The 20,640-nt window shown below is 69.9% G+C and carries 22 protein-coding genes; 13 read left to right on the top strand and 9 right to left on the bottom strand.

Annotated elements, in window-relative coordinates; genetic code table 11:
- Positions 1-193 precede the first annotated feature (193 nt).
- From rsgA to MFF01_RS00545, 5 genes are all read left to right on the top strand, one after another.
- The gene (rsgA, locus tag MFF01_RS00565; RefSeq protein WP_238221173.1) at positions 194-1,201 is read left to right on the top strand and encodes a ribosome small subunit-dependent GTPase A; all 1,008 of its coding nucleotides are present in this window, start codon (positions 194-196) and stop codon (positions 1,199-1,201) included.
- Between the two features lie 7 nt (positions 1,202-1,208).
- Positions 1,209-1,712 carry a hypothetical protein gene (locus tag MFF01_RS00560; protein WP_238221172.1) on the top strand — a complete coding sequence of 168 codons (504 nt, stop codon included), beginning with the start codon at positions 1,209-1,211 and terminating at the stop codon, positions 1,710-1,712.
- The gene (locus tag MFF01_RS00555; RefSeq protein ID WP_238221171.1) at positions 1,705-2,154 is read left to right on the top strand and encodes a GNAT family N-acetyltransferase; all 450 of its coding nucleotides are present in this window, start codon (positions 1,705-1,707) and stop codon (positions 2,152-2,154) included. Before MFF01_RS00560 ends, MFF01_RS00555 begins: the two co-directional genes overlap by 8 nt.
- An 84-nt stretch (positions 2,155-2,238) precedes the next feature.
- Positions 2,239-3,351 (top strand): pyridoxal phosphate-dependent aminotransferase, encoded by a 1,113-nt coding sequence (locus tag MFF01_RS00550; protein WP_238221170.1) that lies wholly within the window; start codon positions 2,239-2,241, stop codon positions 3,349-3,351.
- A complete protein-coding gene (locus tag MFF01_RS00545; RefSeq protein ID WP_238221169.1) occupies positions 3,344-4,303 on the top strand; it encodes a prephenate/arogenate dehydrogenase family protein in 960 nt (319 codons plus the stop codon). The genes MFF01_RS00550 and MFF01_RS00545 overlap by 8 nt, the downstream gene beginning before the upstream one ends.
- Positions 4,304-4,330: 27 nt before the next feature.
- On the opposite strand, the gene MFF01_RS00540 is transcribed toward MFF01_RS00545, so the two are convergent.
- From MFF01_RS00540 to oxlT, 4 genes are all read right to left on the bottom strand, one after another.
- A complete protein-coding gene (locus tag MFF01_RS00540; protein ID WP_238221168.1) occupies positions 4,331-5,863 on the bottom strand; it encodes an acyl--CoA ligase in 1,533 nt (510 codons plus the stop codon).
- A 29-nt stretch (positions 5,864-5,892) separates the two neighbouring features.
- Positions 5,893-6,903, bottom strand: a complete 1,011-nt coding sequence (locus MFF01_RS00535) for a ketopantoate reductase family protein (RefSeq protein WP_238221167.1) — start codon at positions 6,901-6,903, stop codon at positions 5,893-5,895.
- Between the two features lie 73 nt (positions 6,904-6,976).
- Positions 6,977-7,741, bottom strand: a complete 765-nt coding sequence (locus MFF01_RS00530) for a fumarylacetoacetate hydrolase family protein (protein WP_238221166.1) — start codon at positions 7,739-7,741, stop codon at positions 6,977-6,979.
- Between the two features lie 4 nt (positions 7,742-7,745).
- On the bottom strand, positions 7,746-9,053 hold the full coding sequence (gene oxlT, locus MFF01_RS00525) for an oxalate/formate MFS antiporter (RefSeq protein ID WP_238221165.1): 1,308 nt from the start codon (positions 9,051-9,053) through the stop codon (positions 7,746-7,748).
- Between the two features lie 332 nt (positions 9,054-9,385).
- Here oxlT and MFF01_RS00520 point away from each other — a divergent pair, with 332 nt between their 5' ends.
- From MFF01_RS00520 to MFF01_RS00510, 3 genes are all read left to right on the top strand, one after another.
- Entirely contained in the window at positions 9,386-9,598 is a 213-nt protein-coding gene (locus MFF01_RS00520; protein WP_056266563.1) for a CsbD family protein, read from the top strand.
- 97 nt (positions 9,599-9,695) lie between these two features.
- The gene (locus tag MFF01_RS00515) at positions 9,696-10,100 is read left to right on the top strand and encodes a CsbD family protein (protein ID WP_238221164.1); all 405 of its coding nucleotides are present in this window, start codon (positions 9,696-9,698) and stop codon (positions 10,098-10,100) included.
- Between the two features lie 161 nt (positions 10,101-10,261).
- Entirely contained in the window at positions 10,262-11,044 is a 783-nt protein-coding gene (locus tag MFF01_RS00510; RefSeq protein WP_238221163.1) for a creatininase family protein, read from the top strand.
- A gap of 14 nt (positions 11,045-11,058) precedes the next feature.
- Here the strand turns inward: MFF01_RS00510 and MFF01_RS00505 are convergent, their stop codons facing one another.
- On the bottom strand, positions 11,059-11,574 hold the full coding sequence (locus MFF01_RS00505; protein WP_238221162.1) for a YcgN family cysteine cluster protein: 516 nt from the start codon (positions 11,572-11,574) through the stop codon (positions 11,059-11,061).
- A gap of 312 nt (positions 11,575-11,886) precedes the next feature.
- Between MFF01_RS00505 and MFF01_RS00500 the strand changes: the two genes are divergently transcribed.
- From MFF01_RS00500 to MFF01_RS00490, 3 genes are read left to right on the top strand one after another with little or no spacing between them, the layout of a single operon-like run.
- Entirely contained in the window at positions 11,887-14,097 is a 2,211-nt protein-coding gene (locus tag MFF01_RS00500) for a transglycosylase domain-containing protein (RefSeq protein WP_238221161.1), read from the top strand.
- 55 nt (positions 14,098-14,152) lie between these two features.
- On the top strand, positions 14,153-14,833 hold the full coding sequence (locus MFF01_RS00495) for a DUF1214 domain-containing protein (RefSeq protein ID WP_238221160.1): 681 nt from the start codon (positions 14,153-14,155) through the stop codon (positions 14,831-14,833).
- Positions 14,830-15,426, top strand: a complete 597-nt coding sequence (locus MFF01_RS00490) for a DUF1254 domain-containing protein (protein ID WP_238221159.1) — start codon at positions 14,830-14,832, stop codon at positions 15,424-15,426. Before MFF01_RS00495 ends, MFF01_RS00490 begins: the two co-directional genes overlap by 4 nt.
- 76 nt (positions 15,427-15,502) lie before the next feature.
- Here MFF01_RS00490 and MFF01_RS00485 read toward each other — a convergent pair whose 3' ends face one another.
- Entirely contained in the window at positions 15,503-16,324 is an 822-nt protein-coding gene (locus MFF01_RS00485) for a hypothetical protein (protein ID WP_238221158.1), read from the bottom strand.
- A 39-nt stretch (positions 16,325-16,363) separates the two neighbouring features.
- A complete protein-coding gene (locus MFF01_RS00480; RefSeq protein ID WP_238221157.1) occupies positions 16,364-16,591 on the bottom strand; it encodes a hypothetical protein in 228 nt (75 codons plus the stop codon).
- A gap of 497 nt (positions 16,592-17,088) precedes the next feature.
- Here MFF01_RS00480 and MFF01_RS00475 point away from each other — a divergent pair, with 497 nt between their 5' ends.
- Complete coding sequence (locus tag MFF01_RS00475; protein ID WP_238221156.1) at positions 17,089-17,370, top strand: hypothetical protein; 282 nt, start codon at positions 17,089-17,091, stop codon at positions 17,368-17,370.
- Positions 17,371-17,421: 51 nt separating this feature from the next.
- On the top strand, positions 17,422-18,378 hold the full coding sequence (gene gshB / locus MFF01_RS00470) for a glutathione synthase (RefSeq protein ID WP_238221155.1): 957 nt from the start codon (positions 17,422-17,424) through the stop codon (positions 18,376-18,378).
- Between the two features lies 1 nt (position 18,379).
- On the opposite strand, the gene MFF01_RS00465 is transcribed toward gshB, so the two are convergent.
- A complete protein-coding gene (locus MFF01_RS00465; protein WP_238221154.1) occupies positions 18,380-19,924 on the bottom strand; it encodes a cation:proton antiporter in 1,545 nt (514 codons plus the stop codon).
- A gap of 52 nt (positions 19,925-19,976) precedes the next feature.
- Positions 19,977-20,486 (bottom strand): OsmC family protein, encoded by a 510-nt coding sequence (locus MFF01_RS00460; RefSeq protein WP_238221153.1) that lies wholly within the window; start codon positions 20,484-20,486, stop codon positions 19,977-19,979.
- Positions 20,487-20,640: the final 154 nt, after the last annotated feature.

The raw sequence follows: 20,640 nt of genomic DNA, 5'->3' as shown, positions 1-20,640 counted from the left end.
CTCGGCCGATCCAGCCGGTATCCCGCCTGAAAACCGTGTAGACAAGATTCATGAGGCGGCGCCGGGCGGGACTTTTTCCTCGAACGCGACCGCTGACCTAGGAAACAGCTTTTGATTTGCCGGCGAAACAGAAATTTTCCTAAGGGTAGGATCTGGTGCCGTCGCGTGCCGATCGACCGGATGGGGGTGCGCGTTGGTTGATCCCGAGGGAGCCACGCCCGAGGCACTCGTCGCCCTCGGCTGGACCGCGTATTTCGCCGAGCAGATCGCGAACAGGCCGGGCGAGCCCGTCCGCATCGCCATGGTCCATCGCTCGCGCATGAGCGCCATCGGCGCCCACGGTCCGTTCAAGCTCGTTCTGGCCCATCACACCAACACCGGCGACTACGCCGTCGGCGACTGGGTGCTCGTCGATTCTGCTGCCCGGACTCTACTGAGCCGCCTCGAGCGGCAGACCCTGCTGGCCCGGCGGGTCGAGGGCTCCAAGGCGCCGCAACTCGCCGCCGCCAACGTCGACACCCTGTTCATCGTCACGTCTTGCAACGCCGACTTCAACGTCGGTCGTCTGGAGCGCTACCTCGCCCTGGCGAACCAGGCGGGAACGGAGCCGGTGATCCTGCTGACGAAGGCCGATACCGCCGCCGATGCCGAGACCTATCGTGTTCAGGCCGAGGCCCTGCAGCGCGACCTGCCGGTGGTGGTCCTCAATCCCCGCGAAACGGCGTCCGTCGCGGCCCTCGCGCCCTGGTGCGGACCAGGCCGGACGGTGGCCCTCGTCGGCTCCTCCGGTGTCGGCAAGTCGACCCTCGTCAATACCCTCGTGGGGGAGGGGGCTGGCGAACCGCAGCTTACCGGCGGCATCCGCGAGCACGATGCCAAGGGCCGCCACACCACCACGGCGCGCTCGCTCCACGCCATCGCGGGCGGTGGCTGGGTGATCGACACGCCGGGCATGCGGACCCTCCATGTCAGCGACGCGTCGGAGGGTATCGACACCCTGTTCGCCGAGATCACCGAACTGGCACCCCTCTGCCGGTTTCGCGATTGCACCCACGCGCACGAGCCGGGCTGCGCCGTTCAGGCGGCGGTGGCCGAGGGCCGTCTCGATTCCGAGCGCCTGTCGCGCTGGCGCAAGCTCCTCGACGAGAACCGCGTGAACACGCCGGTCGCGACCGGCCCGCGCGGCAACAAGAAGCGCTGAGCCCTCCGTGACGCCGTGGCCCCCCCTCGACCGGGATCGGTTCGCCAAGTGCCGGGCCCTGATGGAGCGCGGCGCGACGCCGGGCGAGCGCGCCGCCGGGCGGGCCGCCGCCACCCGCATCGCCGCCGCTGCCGGGCTGACCCTGGTCCAGGCCGAGGCTTCGGAAGGCGCCCGCCGGACAGAGACGGCCGCGCGGCCACGGCCCGCGTCGGACGAGGCCTGGCGGGCGCGCAACGCTCGTCCCGGACCGCAGGCTCGTCCCGAATCGAAGGCGCCCCCCGAGCCGATCACCGTGGAGGAATTGCAGGCCCAGAAGCGCGCGGCGGACGCCCGCCGGCGCAAGATGGCCGAGCGCGAGGCTCGGCGCCTGCGGGCGCTTCACGCCGAGCAGGAACGCCAGAGCGCCGCTGTCCGTGCCGCTCAGGGCGAGCGCGACCGGGCCTGGACGGAGGCCCGCGCCTGGGCGGAGGCCCAGGCCGGCGGGGCAGCCTCCGGAGAGCGTGTTGGGTAGCCGCTACGGCCTCGAAATCCGTGCCGCGGGCGCCACCGATGCGCCCGGCCTTGCCGTGCTTCTCGCCGAGGCCGGACCCGCGATCCCGGTCGAAGCCCTCGCGGAGCGCCTGGAGGCGATGCGGGCCGCCCCCGGCGTTGCGCTCATCGCCCAGGAATGGGGACCGCCGAGCGGCCTCGTGGTGCTCCACTGGTACCGCACCCTCACCGAAGCCCGGCCGGTCGCACAGATCACCACCCTGTTCGTCGGAGGCGAGCAGCGCCGGCGCGGCGTCGGGCGGCTTCTCCTGAAGGCCGCCTCCCAGGCCGCGCGCATGGCCGAGTGCGATACGCTCCAGCTCGTGGCCGCCCAGGACCTCGCCGACCTCGACGCCTTCTGCCGCGCGACCGGCTTCACCCCGGGCGGCCCCGGCTTCGTGCGGCCCCTGCGCAAGGGGCGATGAGCGCGTTCGCGTGCTCGTCAAGCCCGAAAAGCTTTGTTAGACGGTGCCCTCGCGATCACCCCGGCCCATTCGATGTCCTCTGATATGCCCGTCTCCGCCCGTCCGGTGCCCCGCCCGGGCGTCCTGGCCATCGAGGCCTACGTGCCCGGCAAGAGCGGCACGCCGGGCGTGCACAAGGTCCACAAGCTCTCCTCCAACGAGACGCCCCTCGGCGCGAGCCCGCGCGCCCTCGACGCCCTGCGGGAGGCGTCCGCCAAGCTCGAACTCTATCCGGACGGCACCTCGACGCACCTGCGCGAGGCCATCGGCCGGCGCTACGGCCTCGACCCGGCCCGCATCGTCTGCGGCGCTGGCTCGGACGAACTCCTGTCCTTCCTCGCCTACGCGTATATGGGTCCGGGGGACGAGGGCATCTTCTGCGCCCACGGCTTCCTCGTCTACCGGATCGCCATCCTCGCCGCCGGTGGTACCCCCGTGGTGGTGCCCGAGCGCGACCTGACGGCGGACGTCGATGCAATGCTGGCGGCCGTCACGCCGCGCACGAAAATCGTCTACCTCGCCAATCCCAACAATCCGACGGGCACCTACCTACCCTTCGACGAGGTTCGCCGCCTGCACGCGGGCCTGCCGCCGCACGTGCTTCTCGTCCTCGACGGGGCCTATGCCGAGTATGTCCGCGCCAACGATTACAGCGCGGGCCTCGACCTCGTGCTCGAATCTCAGAACGTCGTGATGACCCGGACCTTCTCGAAGATCCACGGCCTGGCGTCCCTGCGCATCGGCTGGATGGTGGCGCCCGCCGAGGTGGCGGACGCGGTCAATCGCATCCGGGGGCCGTTCAATCTTTCGGGGCCGGGGATCGCCGCCGGGGCCGCTGCCATTGCCGACGAGGCGCACGTGGCGGCGGCGGTGGCGCACAACGACACATGGCTCGCCTGGCTGATGCAGGAGGTGAAGGCTCTCGGGCTGACCGTGACGCCGAGCGTCGCCAACTTCCTCCTCGTGCATTTCCCGGACGAGGCCGGGCGCGGTGCGGCGGAGGCGGACGCGTTCCTCACGGCGCGCGGCATCATCACCCGGCGGGTCTCGTCCTACGGCCTGCCCCAGGCCCTGCGTGTCACCGTGGGCAGCGAGGAGGCCAATCGCGCCTTCCTGTCCGCGCTCACGGACTTCCTCGGGGGCACGCCGCGTGCCTGACGCCGACGCCCCACTCATCGATACCCTCGCTATCGTCGGCCTCGGGCTCATCGGCTCGTCCATCGCCCGGGGCGCGCGCCAGTACGGTTTGGCCCGGAGAATCGTGGCCATCGACCGTGATCCGGGCGTGCTGGAGCGAGTCCGGGCGCTCGGCCTCGCCGAGACGGCGACGGCCGAGATCGCGACGGGCGTGGCGGAGGCCGACCTCGTAATCTTGTGCGTGCCCGTGGGCGCCGCCGGGGCCGTGGCCGAGGCCATGGGGCCGGCCCTCAAGCCCGGCGCCATCGTCTCCGACGTCGGTTCGGTGAAGGCGTCCGTGGTGGCGGCCGTGGCGCCGCACCTTCCCGAAGGCGTCGCCTTCGTGCCGGCCCATCCCGTGGCCGGCACCGAGTATTCCGGGCCCGATGCCGGGTTCTCGACCCTGTTCTCCGGGCGCTGGTGCATCCTCACCCCACCCGAGGGAGCGGATTCGGAGGCGACCGCGCGGGTCCAGGCGTTCTGGGAAGGGCTCGGCGCCATCGTCGAGTCCATGACGCCGGAGCATCACGACCTCGTGCTCGCCATCACGAGCCACGTGCCGCACCTCATTGCCTACAATATCGTCGGCACGGCCGCCGATCTCGAGGCGGTGACGCAGTCGGAGGTGATCAAGTTCTCGGCCGGCGGTTTTCGCGATTTCACCCGCATCGCCGCCTCCGATCCGACCATGTGGCGCGATGTGTTCCTTACCAACAAGGACGCGGTGCTGGAGATGCTCGGACGCTTCAACGAGGATCTCGCGGCGCTTGCCCGCGCCATCCGCTGGGGCGACGGCGACGCCCTGCACGAGCTGTTCACCCGCACCCGCGCCATCCGCAAGGGCATCGTCGCCATGGGCCAGGAGACGGCGGAGGCCGATTTCGGCCGCGCCCGGCCGGTGGCCGCACCCGAGAAGGCGCCGCCCGCCGCCTGAGCGGCGGGGGCGCTCCCGGGAGTTGACTCAGACGAGACCGAGCTTCTGCGCGAGGCCGATGCGCTGGAGCTTGCCGGTGGCGCCCTTGGGGATCTCGTCGAGGATCAGGATCTTGGCCGGCACCTTGAAGGCCGCCAGGCGCTCCAGGGCGAAGCCCCGCAGCTCCTTCTCGACCAGGGTCTGGCCCTCGCGCAGGACGATGGCCGCCGCGACATCCTCGCCGAGCTTGTCGTGCGGCATGGCGAAGGTGACGCATTGCGACACGGCCGGATGGTCCATGAGCACCTCGTCCACCTCGCGGGGCGAGATCTTCTCGCCGCCCCGGTTGATGATCTCCTTGAGACGGCCCGTGAGCGAGAGGTAGCCCTCCGGCGTGAGGGAGCCCTGGTCGCCCGTGCGGAACCAGCCCTGCTTCGTGAAGGCCTCGGCGTTGGCCTTGTCGTTGTTCTCGTAGCCCGCCATCACGTTGTTGCCCCGGATGACGATCTCGCCGATCTCGCCGGCGGGCAGGGGCTCGCCCTCGTCGTCGACGATGGCGATCTCGGGGCCGGCGGCGAGGCCCACCGAGCCGGCGTAATGGGGCCGGGGCGGCAGGGGGTTCGAGGCCATCTGGTGGGCGGCCTCCGTCATGCCGTAGGCCTCGATGAGGGGCGCGCCGAACACGTCCTCGATCTCCTTCATCACCTGCGGCGGCATGGAGGAGGAGGACGAGCGGATGAACCGGAGGGGGTTGGCCTCGATGGTCTCCTTGTTGCGGCCGGCGCGGGCGAGGATCGCCTGATGCATGGTCGGCACCGCCGTGTACCAGGTCGGGCGCACCTCACTCATCCAGCCGAAGAACTTCAGGGCGTTGAAGCCCGGCGTGCAGGACACCTGACCGCCGGCCGAGAGCGGCGCCAGGATGCCGGCGATGAGGCCGTGGATGTGGAACAGCGGCATGATGTTGAGGCCGCGATCATCGGCCGTGAACGCCAACGTCCGGCGGATGTTGCCGGCCGAGGCGCAGACGTTCGACTGCTTGAGGGGCACGATCTTCGGGCGCGAGGTGGTGCCGGAGGTGTGGAGCACCAGGGCGATGTCCTCGGCCTCGGCCGGGCCACCCTTGGCGGCGGGGGCGGCCGCCGCGCCGGTGAACGCCAGGGTGAAGGAGCCCGCGCCTGCTTCGGGTGTCGGCCGCAGGCGGACCACCGGCACGCCGAGCTTCTCCGCCACCGCCACGGCCGGCGTCTCGGAGCCTTCCGCGACCACCAGCAGCTTGGCGTTGAGATCGGAGAGGTAGAAGTTGAACTCGTCGGCCTTGTAGCTCGGGTTGAGCGGCGCCGAGGTGGCGCCCGCCGCCACGGCGATGAAGGCGGCGGCCATCTCGGGGCCGTTGTCGAGGACGATGCCAACGCGGTCGCCCCGGCCGATGCCCTGCGCGTTCAAGGCCGCGATGGTGCGGTCCGTGAGGGCACGCAGCGCGCCGAAGGTCAGGGGCACGCCGCCGGGGCTCGACAGGGCGGTGGCGTCGTCGGCACCAGCTCGAATCAGCGCATGCAGGGTGGTGGCGTTCTCGGCCATGGGAAACTTCCTCAATATCTCGAAAACAATCAGGCGGCCGTGATGACGAGGCGCCCCTGCGCCCGCTCCAGGCTCTGCGCGAGGAGACGCATCAGGGCGTAGACGGTGCCGATATGCGGGGTCGGGGTGTCGGTGAGGCGCCCGAGTTCGATGATCGAGCCGACGAGGGCCTCGAGCTCGATGGGGCGGCCGGCCTCGACATCCTGCAGCATCGAGGTCTTGTGGGCGCCGACTTTCTCGGCCCCGGCGATGCGCTTCTCGATGCCGAGCTTGAACGTGACCCCGAGCTTGCCCGCGATCGTCTCGGCTTCGCGCATCATGTCGGCGGCGAGCGCCCGGGTCTCGGGGAACTGGCAGATGTCCACGAGGGTGGCGTGGCTCAGCGCCGAAATGGGATTGAAACTCAGGTTGCCCCAGAGCTTGAGCCAGATCTCGGCCCGGATGTCGGAGGTCACGGGCGCCCGGAACCCGGCCTTGATGAGGCGCTGGGCGAGGGACTGGACGCGCGGGCTCATGGACCCGTCGAGTTCGCCGAGGCCGAAGCGGTGTCCCTCGATGACCTGCACCACGCCGGGCTCCGTCAGCACGGCGGCCGGATAGACCACGGAGCCGATGACGTGCTTCGGGTCGAGGTGCTTCGCGATGAGGCCGCCCGGATCGGCGGTCTCCATGTGGGTGCCGGCGAGCTCGCCGCCGTGACCGCCGGAGAAGTACCACCACGGGATGCCGTTCTGCATGGTCACCACCACCGTGTCGGGCCCGATGAGGTGATGCAGGTCGGCCGCGATCGGCCCGACTTGGTGCGCCTTGACGGTCAGCAGCACGATGTCGTGCACGCCGGCCTCCGCCATGGACTTCGTGGCCCGCAGATTCTCGACGTGAATCTCGGAGCCGTTCTCCTCGATCAGGCGCATGCCGCCGGCCTGTATGGCCTCGAGGTTGGCGCCGCGGGCGATGAAGGTGACGTCCTCGCCCGCATTGGCGAGGCGTACGCCCAGGAATCCGCCGATGGCGCCGGCGCCGACGATGGCGATGCTCATGTGGGTGTCCTCGAGGTCCGTGTTCGGCAATCGTATGTCGGGCGGGCCATCACGCGGTCCGCCATGCGGGCTGTCAGGTGAAGGTGTTCGAGAGGATTCCGATGCCGTCGATCTCGACCTCGACGGTGGCGCCCTTCGGAATCGGGCCAGCGCCGTTGGAGGTTCCACAGGCGATGAGGTCGCCGGGTTCCAGGGTGGTGCCGCGCGAGACCAGGGCGACGATTTCGTGCGGCTTGAAGAACATGTCGGCAACGGGATAGCGCTGCCGCTCGCGTCCGTTGACCCGGACGGCGACTGAGAGATCGTCGGGGGCCAGACCGGTGGCGATGACCGGGCCGAAGGGGCCGAACCCGTCGAAGCCCTTCGAACGTGTCCATTGCACGAAGCTCGGATCGGCCTTGAGCACTTCGAGGGCCGTGACGTCGTTCACGCAGGTGTAGCCGAAGATGTGCCCGGCCGCCGCCTCCGGCGTGAGGTCGCGCCCCCGCCGCCCGATGACGATGCCGAGTTCGCCCTCGAACAGGATGCGGCCGACGCCTTCGGGGATCGCCACGGTGTCGCCGCTCGCCCGGTAGGTGTTGGGCGGCTTCACGAAGAACAGCGGGTTCTCCGGTCGATCCAGGCCCTGCTTCTCGGCTGCCGCGTGGAAGTTGTTCCACAGGGCGATGAGCTTGGAGGGCCGGCAGGGCAGGTCGAGCACCACCTCGGCGAGGGCCAGGGTCTCGCCCGTGGGGGCTGGATCGGAAAACAGATCGCCGGCGTGGACGGCGATCCGGTCCCCGTCGAGGCGGCCGAAGCCGCCCCGGCCGTCATGGATGTAGCGCAGCCAGCGAGCCATGGTCTCAGGCATTCCGCGCGATGACCCGGGCCCGCCAGGGCTTCAGCACCGCGATGGCGAGGATCGAGGCGAGGATGTTGGCGCCGGCCGCGACGAGGAACACGCCGTCCCAGCTCGAGGAACTCTGCTGCAGGTAGTTGGCGGCGGGGACCAGGAGGGCCGCCGTTCCCTTGGCGGTGTAGAGCAGGCCGGCATTGGTGGCGGCGAACTTCGAACCGAAGGTGTCGGTGCAGGTCGAGGGGAACAGGGAGTAGATCTCGCCCCAGGCGAAGAACACGAACCCGGAGAGCAGGACGAACCACAGGGGATCGTGACCCCAGAGGTAGAGCATGTAGATGCCGAAGCCTTCCATGGCGAAGGCGATGAACATGGTGTTCTCGCGGCCGATCTTGTCCGAGACCCAGCCGAAGAACGGACGGGTGAGACCGTTGAGCACCCGGTCGATGGTGGCCGCGAAGGTGATGGCCACCATGGTGAGGCCCATGATCGTGACGGGGACCTTGTCGACGCCGATATCGGCGGCGATGGGCTTGAGGTTGGCGGTGATCATGAGGCCGCCAGCGCCCACGATGACGAACATGAAGTACATCAGCCAGAAGATCGGCTGGCGGGCGACTTCGCCGGGAGAGTAGTTGCGCCGGGTCTGTGCGACGCTGGCGTTGCTCGTGGCTTGAACGAGCTGGTCCTTCTTCGGCGACACGAGGAACAGCGACAGCACCACGACGATCACGCCCTGGCCGATGCCGAAGTTGAAGAACGCGGCCTGAAAGCCGTGATCGGCGATCATCCACTGGATCGGCGCGACGGTGAGCGCCGAGCCGGCGCCGAAGCCGGCGGCGGTGATGCCGGCGGCAAGACCGCGCTTGTCCGGGAACCACTTGAGGGCCGAGCCGACGCAGGTGCCGTAGACCGCGCCCGCGCCGATGCCGGCGACGACCTGCCCGAGATAGAACATGTTCAGGGTGTCGGCATAGGAGTTGATGACCCAACCGATGGCGCAGAGCACGCCGCCGAACAGCACCACGACGCGCGGGCCGTACTTGTCGACAAACCAGCCCTCGACGGGGACGAGCCAGGTCTCGAACAGGACGAACAGGGTGAAGGCCCACTGGATGGCAGCCCGGTCGAAGCCGAACTTCTTCTGGATGTCGGGGACGAAGAACGTCCAGCCGTACTGAAGGTTGGCGATCATCACCATGCAGATGACGCCGATGACGAGCTGGCCCCAGCGGCCGAACGGGGGCGCACCGACGGTGGCCGATGCAGCGTAGGTGGTCCCACCGGGGACAGGCGCAGCGGTGCGCGCGGTCATGGCGTTGTCCTCGAGTCAACTTTTGGTAATGCTCGCTGGTTCTAGCCGCAATTATTTTGAATTCAAGCAGCTTTGCTGCGGCTCTTGCCTGAGCTCATCTGTAAAAATTTTGGGACTATGCGAGAAAATTTTTTAAGACGAGAGGCTTCGGAATCGGAGATTATCGATTGTCTTGCGCTGCAGCGGGCGTTGCGTGCGGCGCAGCAATGTCCCGCATGGCAGGACTGCGCAGACGGGCGCTGAGCGGAACATTCGCCGTTCCACCACCGTTGCGCTTGGCCTGTCGCGGACGTTCGCGTCCCGCGATCGAGGCCCCATTCGAGGAGGGTTCGATGAGCAGCACGACGGACAAGATCAAGGGTCTGGCCAACGAGGCCGTCGGCAACATCAAGCAGGGCGTCGGCTCCGTCACCGGAAACGAGAAGCTTCAGGCCGAGGGCAAGGCCCAGGAGCTGAAGGGCGAAGCCCAGAAGACCGTCGGCGACGCCAAGGACGGCATCAAGAACGCGGCTCAGTCGGCGGCCGATGCCGTCAAGAAGATCTGAACAGGTAATCGTCGAGGGGGGCCGCTCGCGGCTCCATCGGGTTCGGCGCGGTGGGCATCGGGCCCGCCGCCGGAGACGCAACGAACGAGGTTTGAATATGAACAGGGATCAGATCGAAGGCGGCCTGCGCCATCTGCGCGGCCGGGGTCGCACCGCCATCGGCGCCGTGACGGGTCGTCCGCGCCAGCAGATCGACGGCGCCGTGGATCAGGTCGCAGGCGCCCTCCAGCACGGGTACGGCCGTGCCCGCGAGACGGCGGATGGCCTGCATCGCGACGGATCCCAGTTCATCGACGAGACCCGCAGCCGGGGACGCGCCATCGCCGGCGATGTCCGCGAACAGGCCGAGGACCTGCGCCGGCGGGGACGGGATTACCGCGACGAGGCCGTCCGGCGCGGGCGGACCATCGCCGCGCGGGCCGACGACAACCGGGGCACGACGCTCCTGATGGTGGCCGCCGCCGCGTTCGCCACCGGCTGGCTCATGCGCCGGACACGCTAGACCTTCCGATCACGACCCGCGTCGGCCGGCCTCCCCCGTGGAGGGAGGCTTGCCAAAAAAGGGGTGACGGGCGAGAGGCCCCGGAGTCGGCGGTGATCCCCGGACGCTCCGGCCCGTGCCGGGTGGCATGATTCGGAAATAGGCCCCGGGAGACTCGTCCTATGCCCATCCGTCCATGGTTCGATCTCACCACCGACGAGATTCGGTCCCGGGACATGAGCCGCGCCATCGCCGTGATGCCCGTGGCGGCCATCGAACAGCATGGGCCGCATCTGCCCCTCTCCACCGACGTGGACATCGCCGAGGGCTACCTCGCCCGGCTCATGGCCCTGCCGGCCGAGGATCTCGATGTTCTCGTCTTGCCGGTGCAGGGCATCGGCAAGTCCGATGAACACGACGGCTTCCCCGGCACCCTGAGCCTCACCACCGGGACGGCCCTCGCCGCCTGGGGCGAGATCGGCACGGGTATCCACCGGGCCGGTTGCACCAAGCTCGTTCTCGTCACCTCGCATGGCGGCAACAGCGGCCTCATCGACCTCGTGGCGGCGGACCTGCGTGGGCGCCTCGGCATGGTCGCGGTCACCACCGCCTGGAATCGCTTCGGTTATCCCGAGGGCCTGTTCCCCGAGGCGGAGATCCGTCACGGCATCCATGGCGGCGGCATCGAGACCGCTCTGATGCTGGCCCTGTGTCCCGACCGTGTGCGGCGCGACCGCATCACCGACTTCACGCCCCGGACCGTAGCCATGGAGGGAACCTTCACGCACTTGCGGGCCGGGCGCCCGGCGGCGTTTGCCTGGAAGGCGGGCGACCTCAACCCGGCCGGCGCCATCGGCGACGCGCGCCTCGGGACGGCGGAAGCCGGGCACGCGGCCCTCGATCACGGCGCGCGCGCCGTGCTCGAACTCCTGCGCGACGTCGACCGCTTCAGCCTCGCGCCCTGAGGCAGCCTCCGCTCTTACTCTTCGGGGTCTTCGGTCTCGGGCGTGCGGGCGGGCCAGGTCACGATGCGCTCGAGGAGTTCGTCGGCGGTGAACTCCTCCTCGTTGCCCGAGACCCGGCCGCGCACGGAGATCCCGGCTTCATGGACGCTGGCGGCCCGGCCGCTCACCAGGGGATGCCAGTCGGGCAGGTCCTCGCCGTCGCGCACGAGGCGGTAGCCGCAGGTGGGGGGTAGCCACGGAATCGTGCGTACGGCGTCCGGCGTCAGGCGCACGCAGTCGGGCACCCGCTTCTGCCGGCGGGGATAGTCGCGGCAATGGCAGCCGTGCCCGTCCAGAAGCGTGCAGCCGACATCCGTGTGGTAGACCTCGCCCGTATCCTCGTCCTCGAGCTTGAGGAGGCAGCAGCGGCCGCAGCCGTCGCACAGGCTCTCCCACTCGGCGGGCGACATCGCCTCCAGGGTCTTGGTGCGCCAGAACGGTTCGGTGGAGGCCGGCGGCCCCAAGGGGCGTGCGGCCGTGCGATCCCGCATTCGGGAACCCCGGGGTGACGATGAGGGACATCGAAGGGCGGAGCCGCAGGGCCCGCTTCGGACCCGGCTCGCGCCGAGGGCCGATTTTCGAACCGATGCTTTAGACGCAAGCGACCCGGACGGGCAAGCGCCACCGGCGTGCCCCATTTCCGGCGTCAAGGTTAATCGAATCTTGATCCGCCGCGCGCGGCGACGTGCCGTGCCGTCGGTGCGTTGCCCGTGGTATCGCGAGCCTCGCGGACCGACGCGGGTCTTGATAGACTGAAAGGCGCGGCGCGGGCCGGGTCGCCCTCCAGGGACGAAGAACAGATCGTGCGCCTGCCCAATGCCACCTCCCTGACGACCCGGATCAAGCGCGCGGCCCTGGCGTTCGACGCCTGGATGAACGCGGGTCTCTACGACAGTGGCCGGTCCGCCGCCGAGACCTACGAGCGGTTCCAGGAGCGCATGAACGTCTTCGCCGTGCGCGGCTGGAAGCGGGTCGCCCTCGATGCCACGAGCGAGGCGGTGACACTGGGCACCGGCGGCGCCGTTCTGATGCTGGCGCTGGCCCAATCGGCCTTCCACCTGACCAGCGACAACTGGCTCAAGACCCAGGATCTCGCTGTCACATTCCTCGACCGCTACGGCACCGAGGTGGGGCGGCGCGGGATCAAGCACGACGATTCGCTCAAGCTCGATGACTTTCCCGACATCATGATCAAGGCCCTGGTCTCGACGGAGGACCGGCGCTTCTATGAGCATTGGGGCATCGACCCCATCGGCACGGCCCGCGCCCTGGTGTCGAACTCGCGCGGCGGCGGCAACACCCAGGGCGGCTCGTCTATCACGCAGCAGCTCGCCAAGAATCTGTTCCTCACGAACGAGCGCTCCCTCGAACGCAAGGTCAACGAGGCGTTCCTGGCCCTGTGGCTGGAGAGCCACCTCACCAAGAACGAGATCCTGAAGCTCTACCTCGACCGGGCCTACATGGGCGGCGGCACGTTCGGGGCCGTGGCGGCGGCGGACTATTATTTCGGAAAGCCCCTCAAGGACATCTCGCTGGCCGAGGCCGCCATGCTCGCCGGCCTGTTCAAGGCCCCGACGAAATACGCGCCCCACGTCAACCTGCCCGCCGCCCGCGCCCGCGCCGTCGACGTGCTGCACAACATGGTCGAGGCCGGCTTCGTCACGGAAGGCCAGATCCAGACGGCCCTGCGCAACCCCGCCACCCCGGTGACCCGCACCCGCGACATCACGGCGGATTACTACCTCGATTGGGCATTCGGCGAGATCAAGGGCATGGCCGACGCGGGCCGCTTCCGCAGCGACCGGGTGCTCACGGTCAAGACGCCCCTCGACCTCACCATCCAGAGGCGCGCCGACGAGGTGGTGCAGAACACCCTGCGCCGCTACGGCGACCAGTACGACGTCGACGAGGCCGCCATGGTGATCCTCGATCCCGACGGGGCGTTGCGCGCCATGGTCGGCGGTGCCGATTACGGCGAGAGCCAGTTCAACCGCGCCACCGATGCCCAGCGCCAGCCCGGCTCGTCGTTCAAGCCCTACGTCTACGCCGCCGGCCTCGCGGCCGGCCTGTATCGGCCCGACACCCGCGTGGTCGACCGCCCCGTCTGCATCGGCAACTGGTGCCCGCAGAATTACGGCCGCTCGTTCTCGGGCGCGACGACCCTCACGGTGGCGGTGGCCAAATCCATCAACACGATCCCGATCCAGATCTCCATCGCGCTCGGCAAGGCCATGGGCATCTCCCACGAGGCCAACGCCGCCAAGGCCGGGCGCGCGAAGATCGTCGAGATGGCGCACCGCATGGGTATCACGACGCCGCTCGTCGACACGCCGTCGCTGCCCATCGGCTCGGCCGAGGTCAACGTCATCGACCAGGCCGCCGCCTATGCGGTGTTCGCCAATGGCGGGCGCAAGGCCAAGCCCTATGCCGCCATGGAGGTCAAGAACTCGTCGGGCGAGGTGATCTACCGCCATGCCGACGAGAAGGTCGAGCAGGTGCTCTCGACGCAGGTGGTCGCCGACATGAACTACATGCTCACCAAGGTGGTGGAGGAGGGCACCGGCAAGCGCGCGCAGCTCGAGGGCATCAAGGTCGCCGGCAAGTCCGGCACCACGAACGCCTACCGCGACGCCTGGTTCGTCGCCTACACGGGCAATTATGTCGGTGCGGTCTGGTTCGGCAACGACGACCACACCTCCACCAACAAGATGACTGGCGGCTCGCTTCCCGCCATGACGTGGCACGACGTGATGGAAACGGCGCACCAGGGCATCGAACTCAAAGCCATGCCGGGTCTCAAGGAGGTCGGGCGCGCCGTGGCCCAGGCCCCGGCCGCCGCGCCCGTCAACCCGGCGGCCAGTGCGGCCGGCAAGCTGTCGCGGCGCTCCTTCGAGGTGATCGGCGGCGTCAACGGCCTGTTCCGCACCGTCGAGGCGAGCGGCACACCCTCCCGCCCGGCGGGCGTCGTCGCCGAGGGAGCCCGCCCTGCCAACGGTCGCGTCGCCACCCCGTGAGCGTGGACGCCTCCACCAACAGCAAGGCCATCACCAAGCCGAAGGTCCTGGCCGCATGAACGCCGCAGACAGAGCCGCGCCGGACCGGCGCGCGCGCGCGGATGGCACCCCCGGGCGCGTCGTCGGCGCCGTGCGCCGCGCGATCCGCCGGGCCTCCACGGTCAGCCTGATCCTCTACACCCTCGCCCTCGGGGCGGGGATCGGCCTCGCCACCGCCGATTACGCCACGCGGGGCGGGTATCCGTTCGGCGGCGTCACCGTCGGCGCCTGGACGGCGTGGCCCCGCACCGGTTCCGTGGGGGCCGACCCCTATGCGCGGGCAGTGAATGCCCGCCGGAGCGAGATCCCCCTCGCCGTCGGCGAGGGCATGCTGCTGACCGCCGCCCAGGACGATGCGGGCCAGGGCCTCGACGCCGCCTGCACCTACGCGATCGCCGGCATCACCCCCCCGGCCCGGGCCTGGACGGTCACGATCGCCGGACGCGGCCCGCGCGATCCGGCCCATCCCAGCCTGCGCGAAGGCTTCACCTCGACGGAGATCCTGCGCGAGCCCGACGGGCGGTTCGTCATTACCCTGTCGCCCGAGGTCCAGCCGGGCAACTGGCTGCCGATGCCCCGCGCGAGCGGGCCGGTGCGCCTTGCCCTGCGCCTCTACGACACGCCCGTGGCGGCGAGCGCGGGGACGCTCGACCGCGCGGCCCTGCCGGCGATCACCCGCACGGGATGCGCCGCATGACGCCCCGGGGCCGTTTCCTGCTCGCCACCACCACGAGCCTCGTCCTCGCGGGGCTCGTCCATATCGGCGTGGTTCTCCTCATCCCCCGCCTGGCGGAGGCCGATTCCCTGTCGCGGGCGCGGGTCGGCGAGACCCTGGACCACGCGATGCCGGTCTACACCCTCGCCACGGGCGACACCGCGTCCCCGCCGGAAGCCTGGCTGCCGATTCCCGATCCGGCGGTGGCGGTGGGGATCTGCGCCTACGATCTCGCCGACGGGCCCATGCGGGTCTCGGCCCGCACCGGGCCCCTGATGCTGTCGCTCGCGGTGCACGGTCGACGGGGCGCGTTCTACGCGGTCACCGATCAGGCGGCCGTGCGGGGCGGGCTCGACCTCGTGGTGCTTACCCGCGCGCAGTACGACGAGGCGCTGGCGAACGCCGATGAGAACGACGTCACGCGCGACGTGCGGATCGTGGCGCCCGACGCCAAGGGCTATGTCGTGGTCCGAGTGATCGCCGCCCTTCCGAGCCAGCGCCCCGCCGCCAACGCCGCGGTCCAGGCCGTCTCCTGCACGGTGGACCTGCCCGTCGAGGACAAGGCGGGGGGCTGACGGGGTACCCGGGCAGAGGTCCGCCGCGGCCGGACTCGGCGACGTCAGGACCTGATGGCGTCAGTCCTTGATGACGTCAGTATTTGGCGACGATGGGCCGGGCCGGGGCCGGGACGACAACCACGGCCTCGACCTGCGCCCCGGCGAGATCGCAGCGATCCTCGGCATCCGGGGGCACCAGGGGATCGAGCATGGGACGGCGTGCCTCGAAGGCCCGCAGGGTGCGCTGGACGAGGGCGGCCTCCGGCGAGGGCACGGCGACGAGGAGATGTTCGAGGGCGAAACGGTAGCGGGCGATGCGCAAGTCCGTCTCGAGGCGCACCCAAGCGATGAGGCAGCGGTTCTCGGCCACCCGCATGTTGGCCTGCCGCGCGTCCCAGTCGTCGAGGGAGCGGGCGAAGGACATGCTGCGCAGACGCAGGGCGTCGGCCTGGATCACCCGCGCGGCCGTGGCGACGAAGACCGGCAGCAGACGCGCATCCGCGCCGATATCCTCCGACAGGCGATGATAGCGCGACACGGGCGAGCGGAACGCACCGTCCATGAGGCCCGCATAGTAGGCCTCCGGGCTGTCAGGCCGCCAGGATGCCGGCAGGATGCGGCTGCGGGTCAGGTTGGCGAGGATGTCCGTGAAGGCCTCGTTCCCGGCCGCCGGCATCAGGAAGCGCCACGCCCGGTCGCGCAGGGTGCCCTCGTCATCCGTGAAGGGAAGCGCCGCCGCTGGTTCCCCGCGCTCGCGGGCGGCGAAGGTGCCGGCAGTGTCGATGAAGCTGTTCCAGGCCCCGGGCTTCGGCCGCCCGAAATCGCCCTGTTGGGCGCAACCGGCGACGAGGGTGGCGAGCGTCGCCGTCAGGGCGGAGACGCGCCGGGAACGGCGGAAAAGAGAAGTGGTCGGCATCGTGAGGTCCGTCGTCCGGGGAAGGCGAGGGGCCATGCCTCAGGAGCGCCGGCGCAGGCGGGGGGCCGGGGTCTGGGGGCCGACCGGCGCCGTCGTCTCCGGCATGCGCTCGTAGCGGATGCCGGTGAAGAGGAGGATCGTCCCGCGCGGGGCCTCGGCCGCGTTGTCGGTCCGGCGGAAGCGGCGCGGGCCGGCTTCCGGGAAGGTCACGACGGTGGCCGTCGGACGCTCGGGACCTCCCGTGTCGGGTGACCTGTCGAAGTTCATCGGCTGCGTTCCCGTCCTCTAGCTGTCGCATGCCGGGGCCTCGCCCAGCATCCCCCCTCGACCGGAGGGAGGTCCTTGCGGAGGTGTCCGTTGGCCGTGGCGTGGGCCAAGATCATCATGAGATGGTTAATGGATTGTTGCGGGTGCCGGATGGAATGCCCCTCCCGGTGGTGGTTTAGTGTGACCGGCGGGGTAGGACGGGAACCGAACGGACGGCGAAGGCAACCCGTCGCCATCGGTGTAGCGGTCCTGCAACACCTGCTTCCAAACGTCCGTTGGATCCGATCGTCCAGAGGGGGCCGCCGGGGGCAGACAATCCCTCTCGCGCCCTCCGCGTCCTGCGTCCGGTCGAGCGAATCGCCTCGTCCGCCGGGTCGTGAACGACCCGTCCCATTCGTGACGTGCGGGAACAAGCGTGGGCTTTCGCGCGCTTGCTAAGCGCCGGGGCCGCCCGATATGCCCCTTTCAATCCTCCACCGAACGAAGGACACCGCAGGATGCGCGTGATGACGTCACGACCCTTGAGCCTCTCGACGGCCTTGAAGATCGCGCCGCTCGCCCTGGTGATGCTGGCGGCCGCGCCCGCTCAGGCTCAGCGCGAGGACCAGGGCCTGCAGCTCGGCTGCGCCAACGACTATTTCCGCCTCTGCGCCGGTGTCGATCCCAACAGCCAGGACGCCGACCGCTGCATGGAGCGCAACCGCGCCCGCCTCTCGCCCGAATGCAAGGCCGCCATCGGTGACTACGACCGGCGCACCGGCGGCAAGTCGCAGAAGTAAAATCCCGGGCGGCTCTCGACCCGTTTTTTCGAACTTGGAGGCTTGAGAGCCATGGCCCTGACCGTCGCGGTCCAGATGGACTCGATCCGGGCAATCCGGATCGCCGGGGACACCACCTTCGCCCTGCTGCTCGAAGCGCAGGCGCGGGGGCACCGGCTCCTGCACTACACCCCCGATCGGCTGTCGCTGCAGAACGGCCGCGTGACGGCGCGGGTGGAAGCCCTGACCGTGCAGGACGTCGAGGGCGCGCATGCGACCTTGGGCGAGCCCGAGCGGATGGAGCTGTCGGAGGCGGACGTGGTGCTCATGCGCCAGGATCCGCCGTTCGATATGGCCTACATCACCGCCACCCACATGCTGGAGCGGTTGCCCTCCTCGACCCTGGTGGTGAACAACCCGGCGGAGGTGCGCAACGCGCCCGAGAAGCTGTTCGTCCTCGACTTTCCCACTCTGATGCCGCCGACCCTGATCACCCGCGACAAGGCGGAGATCGAAGCGTTCCGGGCCGAGCACGGCGCCATCGTGATGAAGCCCCTGCACGGGCACGGGGGGGCCGCGGTATTTCGGGTCCTGCCGGAGGACGCGAATTTCGGCTCGATGTTCGACCTGTTCTCGGTGACGTTCCGCGAGCAGTGGGTGGTGCAGCGCTTTCTTCCCCGGATCACCGAGGGCGACAAGCGCATCATCCTCGTGGACGGCGAGCCCCTCGGTGCCATCAACCGGGTGCCGGCCCTCAACGACATCCGCTCGAACATGGTGCGGGGCGGCGCGGCGGCGGCGTCCGACCTGACCCCCCGCGAACGCGAGATCTGCGCCACCATCGGCCCGGAGCTGCGGCGGCGTGGGCTTATCCTCGTGGGCATCGACGTGATCGACGGCCATCTCACAGAGATCAACGTGACGTCACCCACCGGCATCCGCGCGATCAAGCGTCTCGGCGGCCCGGACCTCGCGGTCTCCGTGTGGGACGCCATCGAGGCGCGGGCTGGCGCGCGGCCCGACGCTTAAGTCAGCTCTCGGCCCGCGGTGTCGCGTTGAGCTCGGCCCAGTCGAATTCCTCTTCCAGCACGTAGTAGGCATCGTCGCCGATCTCCCCCGATCGCCGCAAGGCCAGCACTCGGTCGCGCGCGGCCTCGATGGCGCCGCGCCGGGCGGCGTCGGACGGCAGGGTCTCGGAAGCGAAGCCGTCCTCCTGCGCCTCGGCGCTCTCGAGGGCCATGCGGAATTCCTCGCGCAGGGCCTCCACGGGCGCGCCGGATCCGCCATCAAGGCTGTGAAGGGCGGCGCCGTAGGCCTGCGTTCGGCCGTATCCGATCTCGCGGCCCACGGGATCGTCGTCCTTCAGCCCGAGGTGTCCGAGCAGGGGGCGCAGGGTCAGGCCCTGGACCGTGAGCGTGCCGATGATGACGCAGAAGGCCGTCAGCACGATGAGATCGCGGTAGGGAAATCCCGGATCGCCCTCCGGCAGGGCCAGCGCCGTGGCGATGGTGACGATGCCGCGCATGCCGGCCCAGGCCACGGCCGTGGCGGCGCCGGGTCCGCTGTCGTCGCGGGTTTCCCCGCGCGCGCCCAACCGCGAAAAGTGGTTGGCCGACAGCACCCAGACGATGCGCACCACCACCACGGTGGCGAACACCGCCGCTCCCACCAGGGCGTAGGCGACCTGCTGGTCGCGGGTCAGGCGTTCGAGGATCGGGCCGATCTGCAGGCCGATGAGCACGAAGGCCAGCACGTTGAGCACGAACACGGCCGTGTCCCACACGGCGTAGGACACGATCCGGGTGCGCGGGGGCGTGCGTCCGGCCGTCAGCCGGGCCGCCGTGATGGCGAAGGTGACCACGGTGAGCACCCCCGACAGGTGCACGTGCTCGGCCCCGATCCAGATCCCGAAGGCCGCCACGAATTGTAGGACGATGACGCTCGGCGCATCCGCGACCGGCCGCATGGCCCGCGTGTACGCGAAGGCCAGCACGGGTCCGACGACGAGGCTCCCGAGGATGCCGATGAGGAAGGCCGGGCCGATCTCGGCGGGGGAGAACGTGCCCGTCATGGCCGCCATGACGCCGAGGCGGTAGATCAGCAGGGAGCCCGCATCGTTGAGAAGACTCTCACCGCGCAGGATCGTGGTGAGGCGATGGGGCAGATCGACGTGACGCAGCACCGAGAGCGCCGCCACGGCATCGGGCGGGGCGACGATGGCGCCGAGCACGACGGCCGCCGCGATCGGCATGTCGGGCACGAGGAGTTTGGCCACCACGGCCACCGCGAGGGTGGAGGCGACCACGGCCCCGAGCGCCAGGCCGGCGATTGGGCGCCAATGGGTCCGCAGGTCCCGGAGCGAGGTGGCGTAGCCGGCGTCCAGCAGCACGGGGGCGAGGAACAGGGCGAGTGCCAGTTCCGGGTCGAGGACGAGGTTGGGCACGGCCGGGACGAAGGCCAGGGCGATGCCGCCGAGCGCCAGGAACACCGGATAGGGCGCGCCCAGCCGCCGGGCGAGGGCAGCCAACAGGACGGCGCCGAACAGGACGCCGACGATCCACTCGAAAATCATCATGTCCAGGGGAGATAGGGCCGGCGTCTCCGAAACGCAGGCCCGTCCCCGCCTGTCAGCCCCGCGTGGTCGAAACCGAGAGGTCCGGCTTGTGATTCAGGGTCTGGAACACCACGCAGTAACGCTCCGTCAGCTTCAGGAGCTGGTCGAGCTTGTCCTGGGGGGCGTCGGTGTCGAGGGCGAAGCTGAGGCGGATCGCCCGGAAGCCCACGGGCGCCTCCTTGTCCACGCCCAGCGTCCCCCGGAAGTCGAGGTCGCCCTCCGCGCTCACGGTGCCGGCGCGCAGCTCGATCTCCAGGGCCGTGGCCACCGCCTTCAGGGTGACGCCGGCGCAGGCGACGAGGGCCTCCAGAAGCATGTCGCCCGAGCAGAGTTCGGCACCCGAGCCGCCGGTGGCCGGATGCAGCCCGGCCACCGCCAGGGCCCGTCCGGTCTCGACCTTGCAGGCGATGGCGGTGTCGTCAAGGCTGCCTCTGGCGCGGAGAGTCACCAACGCGGAATCGGGCGTGGAGCGGTACTGATCCTTCAGGGGAGCCTGGAGCGAGCGCAGGGCCGATGAGTCCATGGGCGTTTCCCTCGTGTTTTGTGGTGCTTGAGTGGCGAACCTAGTGCCATCGCGCGATGGCGGCCAGATGGGTGAGGCGGTTCCGTCGCGCGGCGCGCCCGGAGCGGGGTTCCGGCACCGGTTCGGGGGGGCGCCCGCGTTCCGGCACGGCGCG

It is taken from the genome of Methylobacterium adhaesivum (assembly GCF_022179065.1).
Classification (GTDB): domain Bacteria; phylum Pseudomonadota; class Alphaproteobacteria; order Rhizobiales; family Beijerinckiaceae; genus Methylobacterium; species Methylobacterium adhaesivum.
Note: the sequence above shows the minus strand (reverse complement) of the source record. Positions and strands in the feature narration are given on the sequence as shown.

Coding starts and splice junctions, on each gene's coding strand:
- MFF01_RS00540 (WP_238221168.1), bottom strand. CDS start 5,863: ATGGCCGAGAACGCCACCACCCTGCATGCGCTGATTCGAGCTGGTGCC.
- MFF01_RS00550 (WP_238221170.1), top strand. CDS start 2,239: ATGCCCGTCTCCGCCCGTCCGGTGCCCCGCCCGGGCGTCCTGGCCATC.
- MFF01_RS00475 (WP_238221156.1), top strand. CDS start 17,089: ATGCGCGTGATGACGTCACGACCCTTGAGCCTCTCGACGGCCTTGAAG.
- MFF01_RS00495 (WP_238221160.1), top strand. CDS start 14,153: ATGAACGCCGCAGACAGAGCCGCGCCGGACCGGCGCGCGCGCGCGGAT.
- MFF01_RS00460 (WP_238221153.1), bottom strand. CDS start 20,486: ATGGACTCATCGGCCCTGCGCTCGCTCCAGGCTCCCCTGAAGGATCAG.
- MFF01_RS00490 (WP_238221159.1), top strand. CDS start 14,830: ATGACGCCCCGGGGCCGTTTCCTGCTCGCCACCACCACGAGCCTCGTC.
- MFF01_RS00480 (WP_238221157.1), bottom strand. CDS start 16,591: ATGAACTTCGACAGGTCACCCGACACGGGAGGTCCCGAGCGTCCGACG.
- gshB (WP_238221155.1), top strand. CDS start 17,422: ATGGCCCTGACCGTCGCGGTCCAGATGGACTCGATCCGGGCAATCCGG.
- MFF01_RS00535 (WP_238221167.1), bottom strand. CDS start 6,903: ATGAGCATCGCCATCGTCGGCGCCGGCGCCATCGGCGGATTCCTGGGC.
- MFF01_RS00505 (WP_238221162.1), bottom strand. CDS start 11,574: ATGCGGGATCGCACGGCCGCACGCCCCTTGGGGCCGCCGGCCTCCACC.
- oxlT (WP_238221165.1), bottom strand. CDS start 9,053: ATGACCGCGCGCACCGCTGCGCCTGTCCCCGGTGGGACCACCTACGCT.
- MFF01_RS00485 (WP_238221158.1), bottom strand. CDS start 16,324: ATGCCGACCACTTCTCTTTTCCGCCGTTCCCGGCGCGTCTCCGCCCTG.
- MFF01_RS00515 (WP_238221164.1), top strand. CDS start 9,696: ATGAACAGGGATCAGATCGAAGGCGGCCTGCGCCATCTGCGCGGCCGG.
- MFF01_RS00465 (WP_238221154.1), bottom strand. CDS start 19,924: ATGATGATTTTCGAGTGGATCGTCGGCGTCCTGTTCGGCGCCGTCCTG.
- MFF01_RS00520 (WP_056266563.1), top strand. CDS start 9,386: ATGAGCAGCACGACGGACAAGATCAAGGGTCTGGCCAACGAGGCCGTC.
- MFF01_RS00530 (WP_238221166.1), bottom strand. CDS start 7,741: ATGGCTCGCTGGCTGCGCTACATCCATGACGGCCGGGGCGGCTTCGGC.
- MFF01_RS00510 (WP_238221163.1), top strand. CDS start 10,262: ATGCCCATCCGTCCATGGTTCGATCTCACCACCGACGAGATTCGGTCC.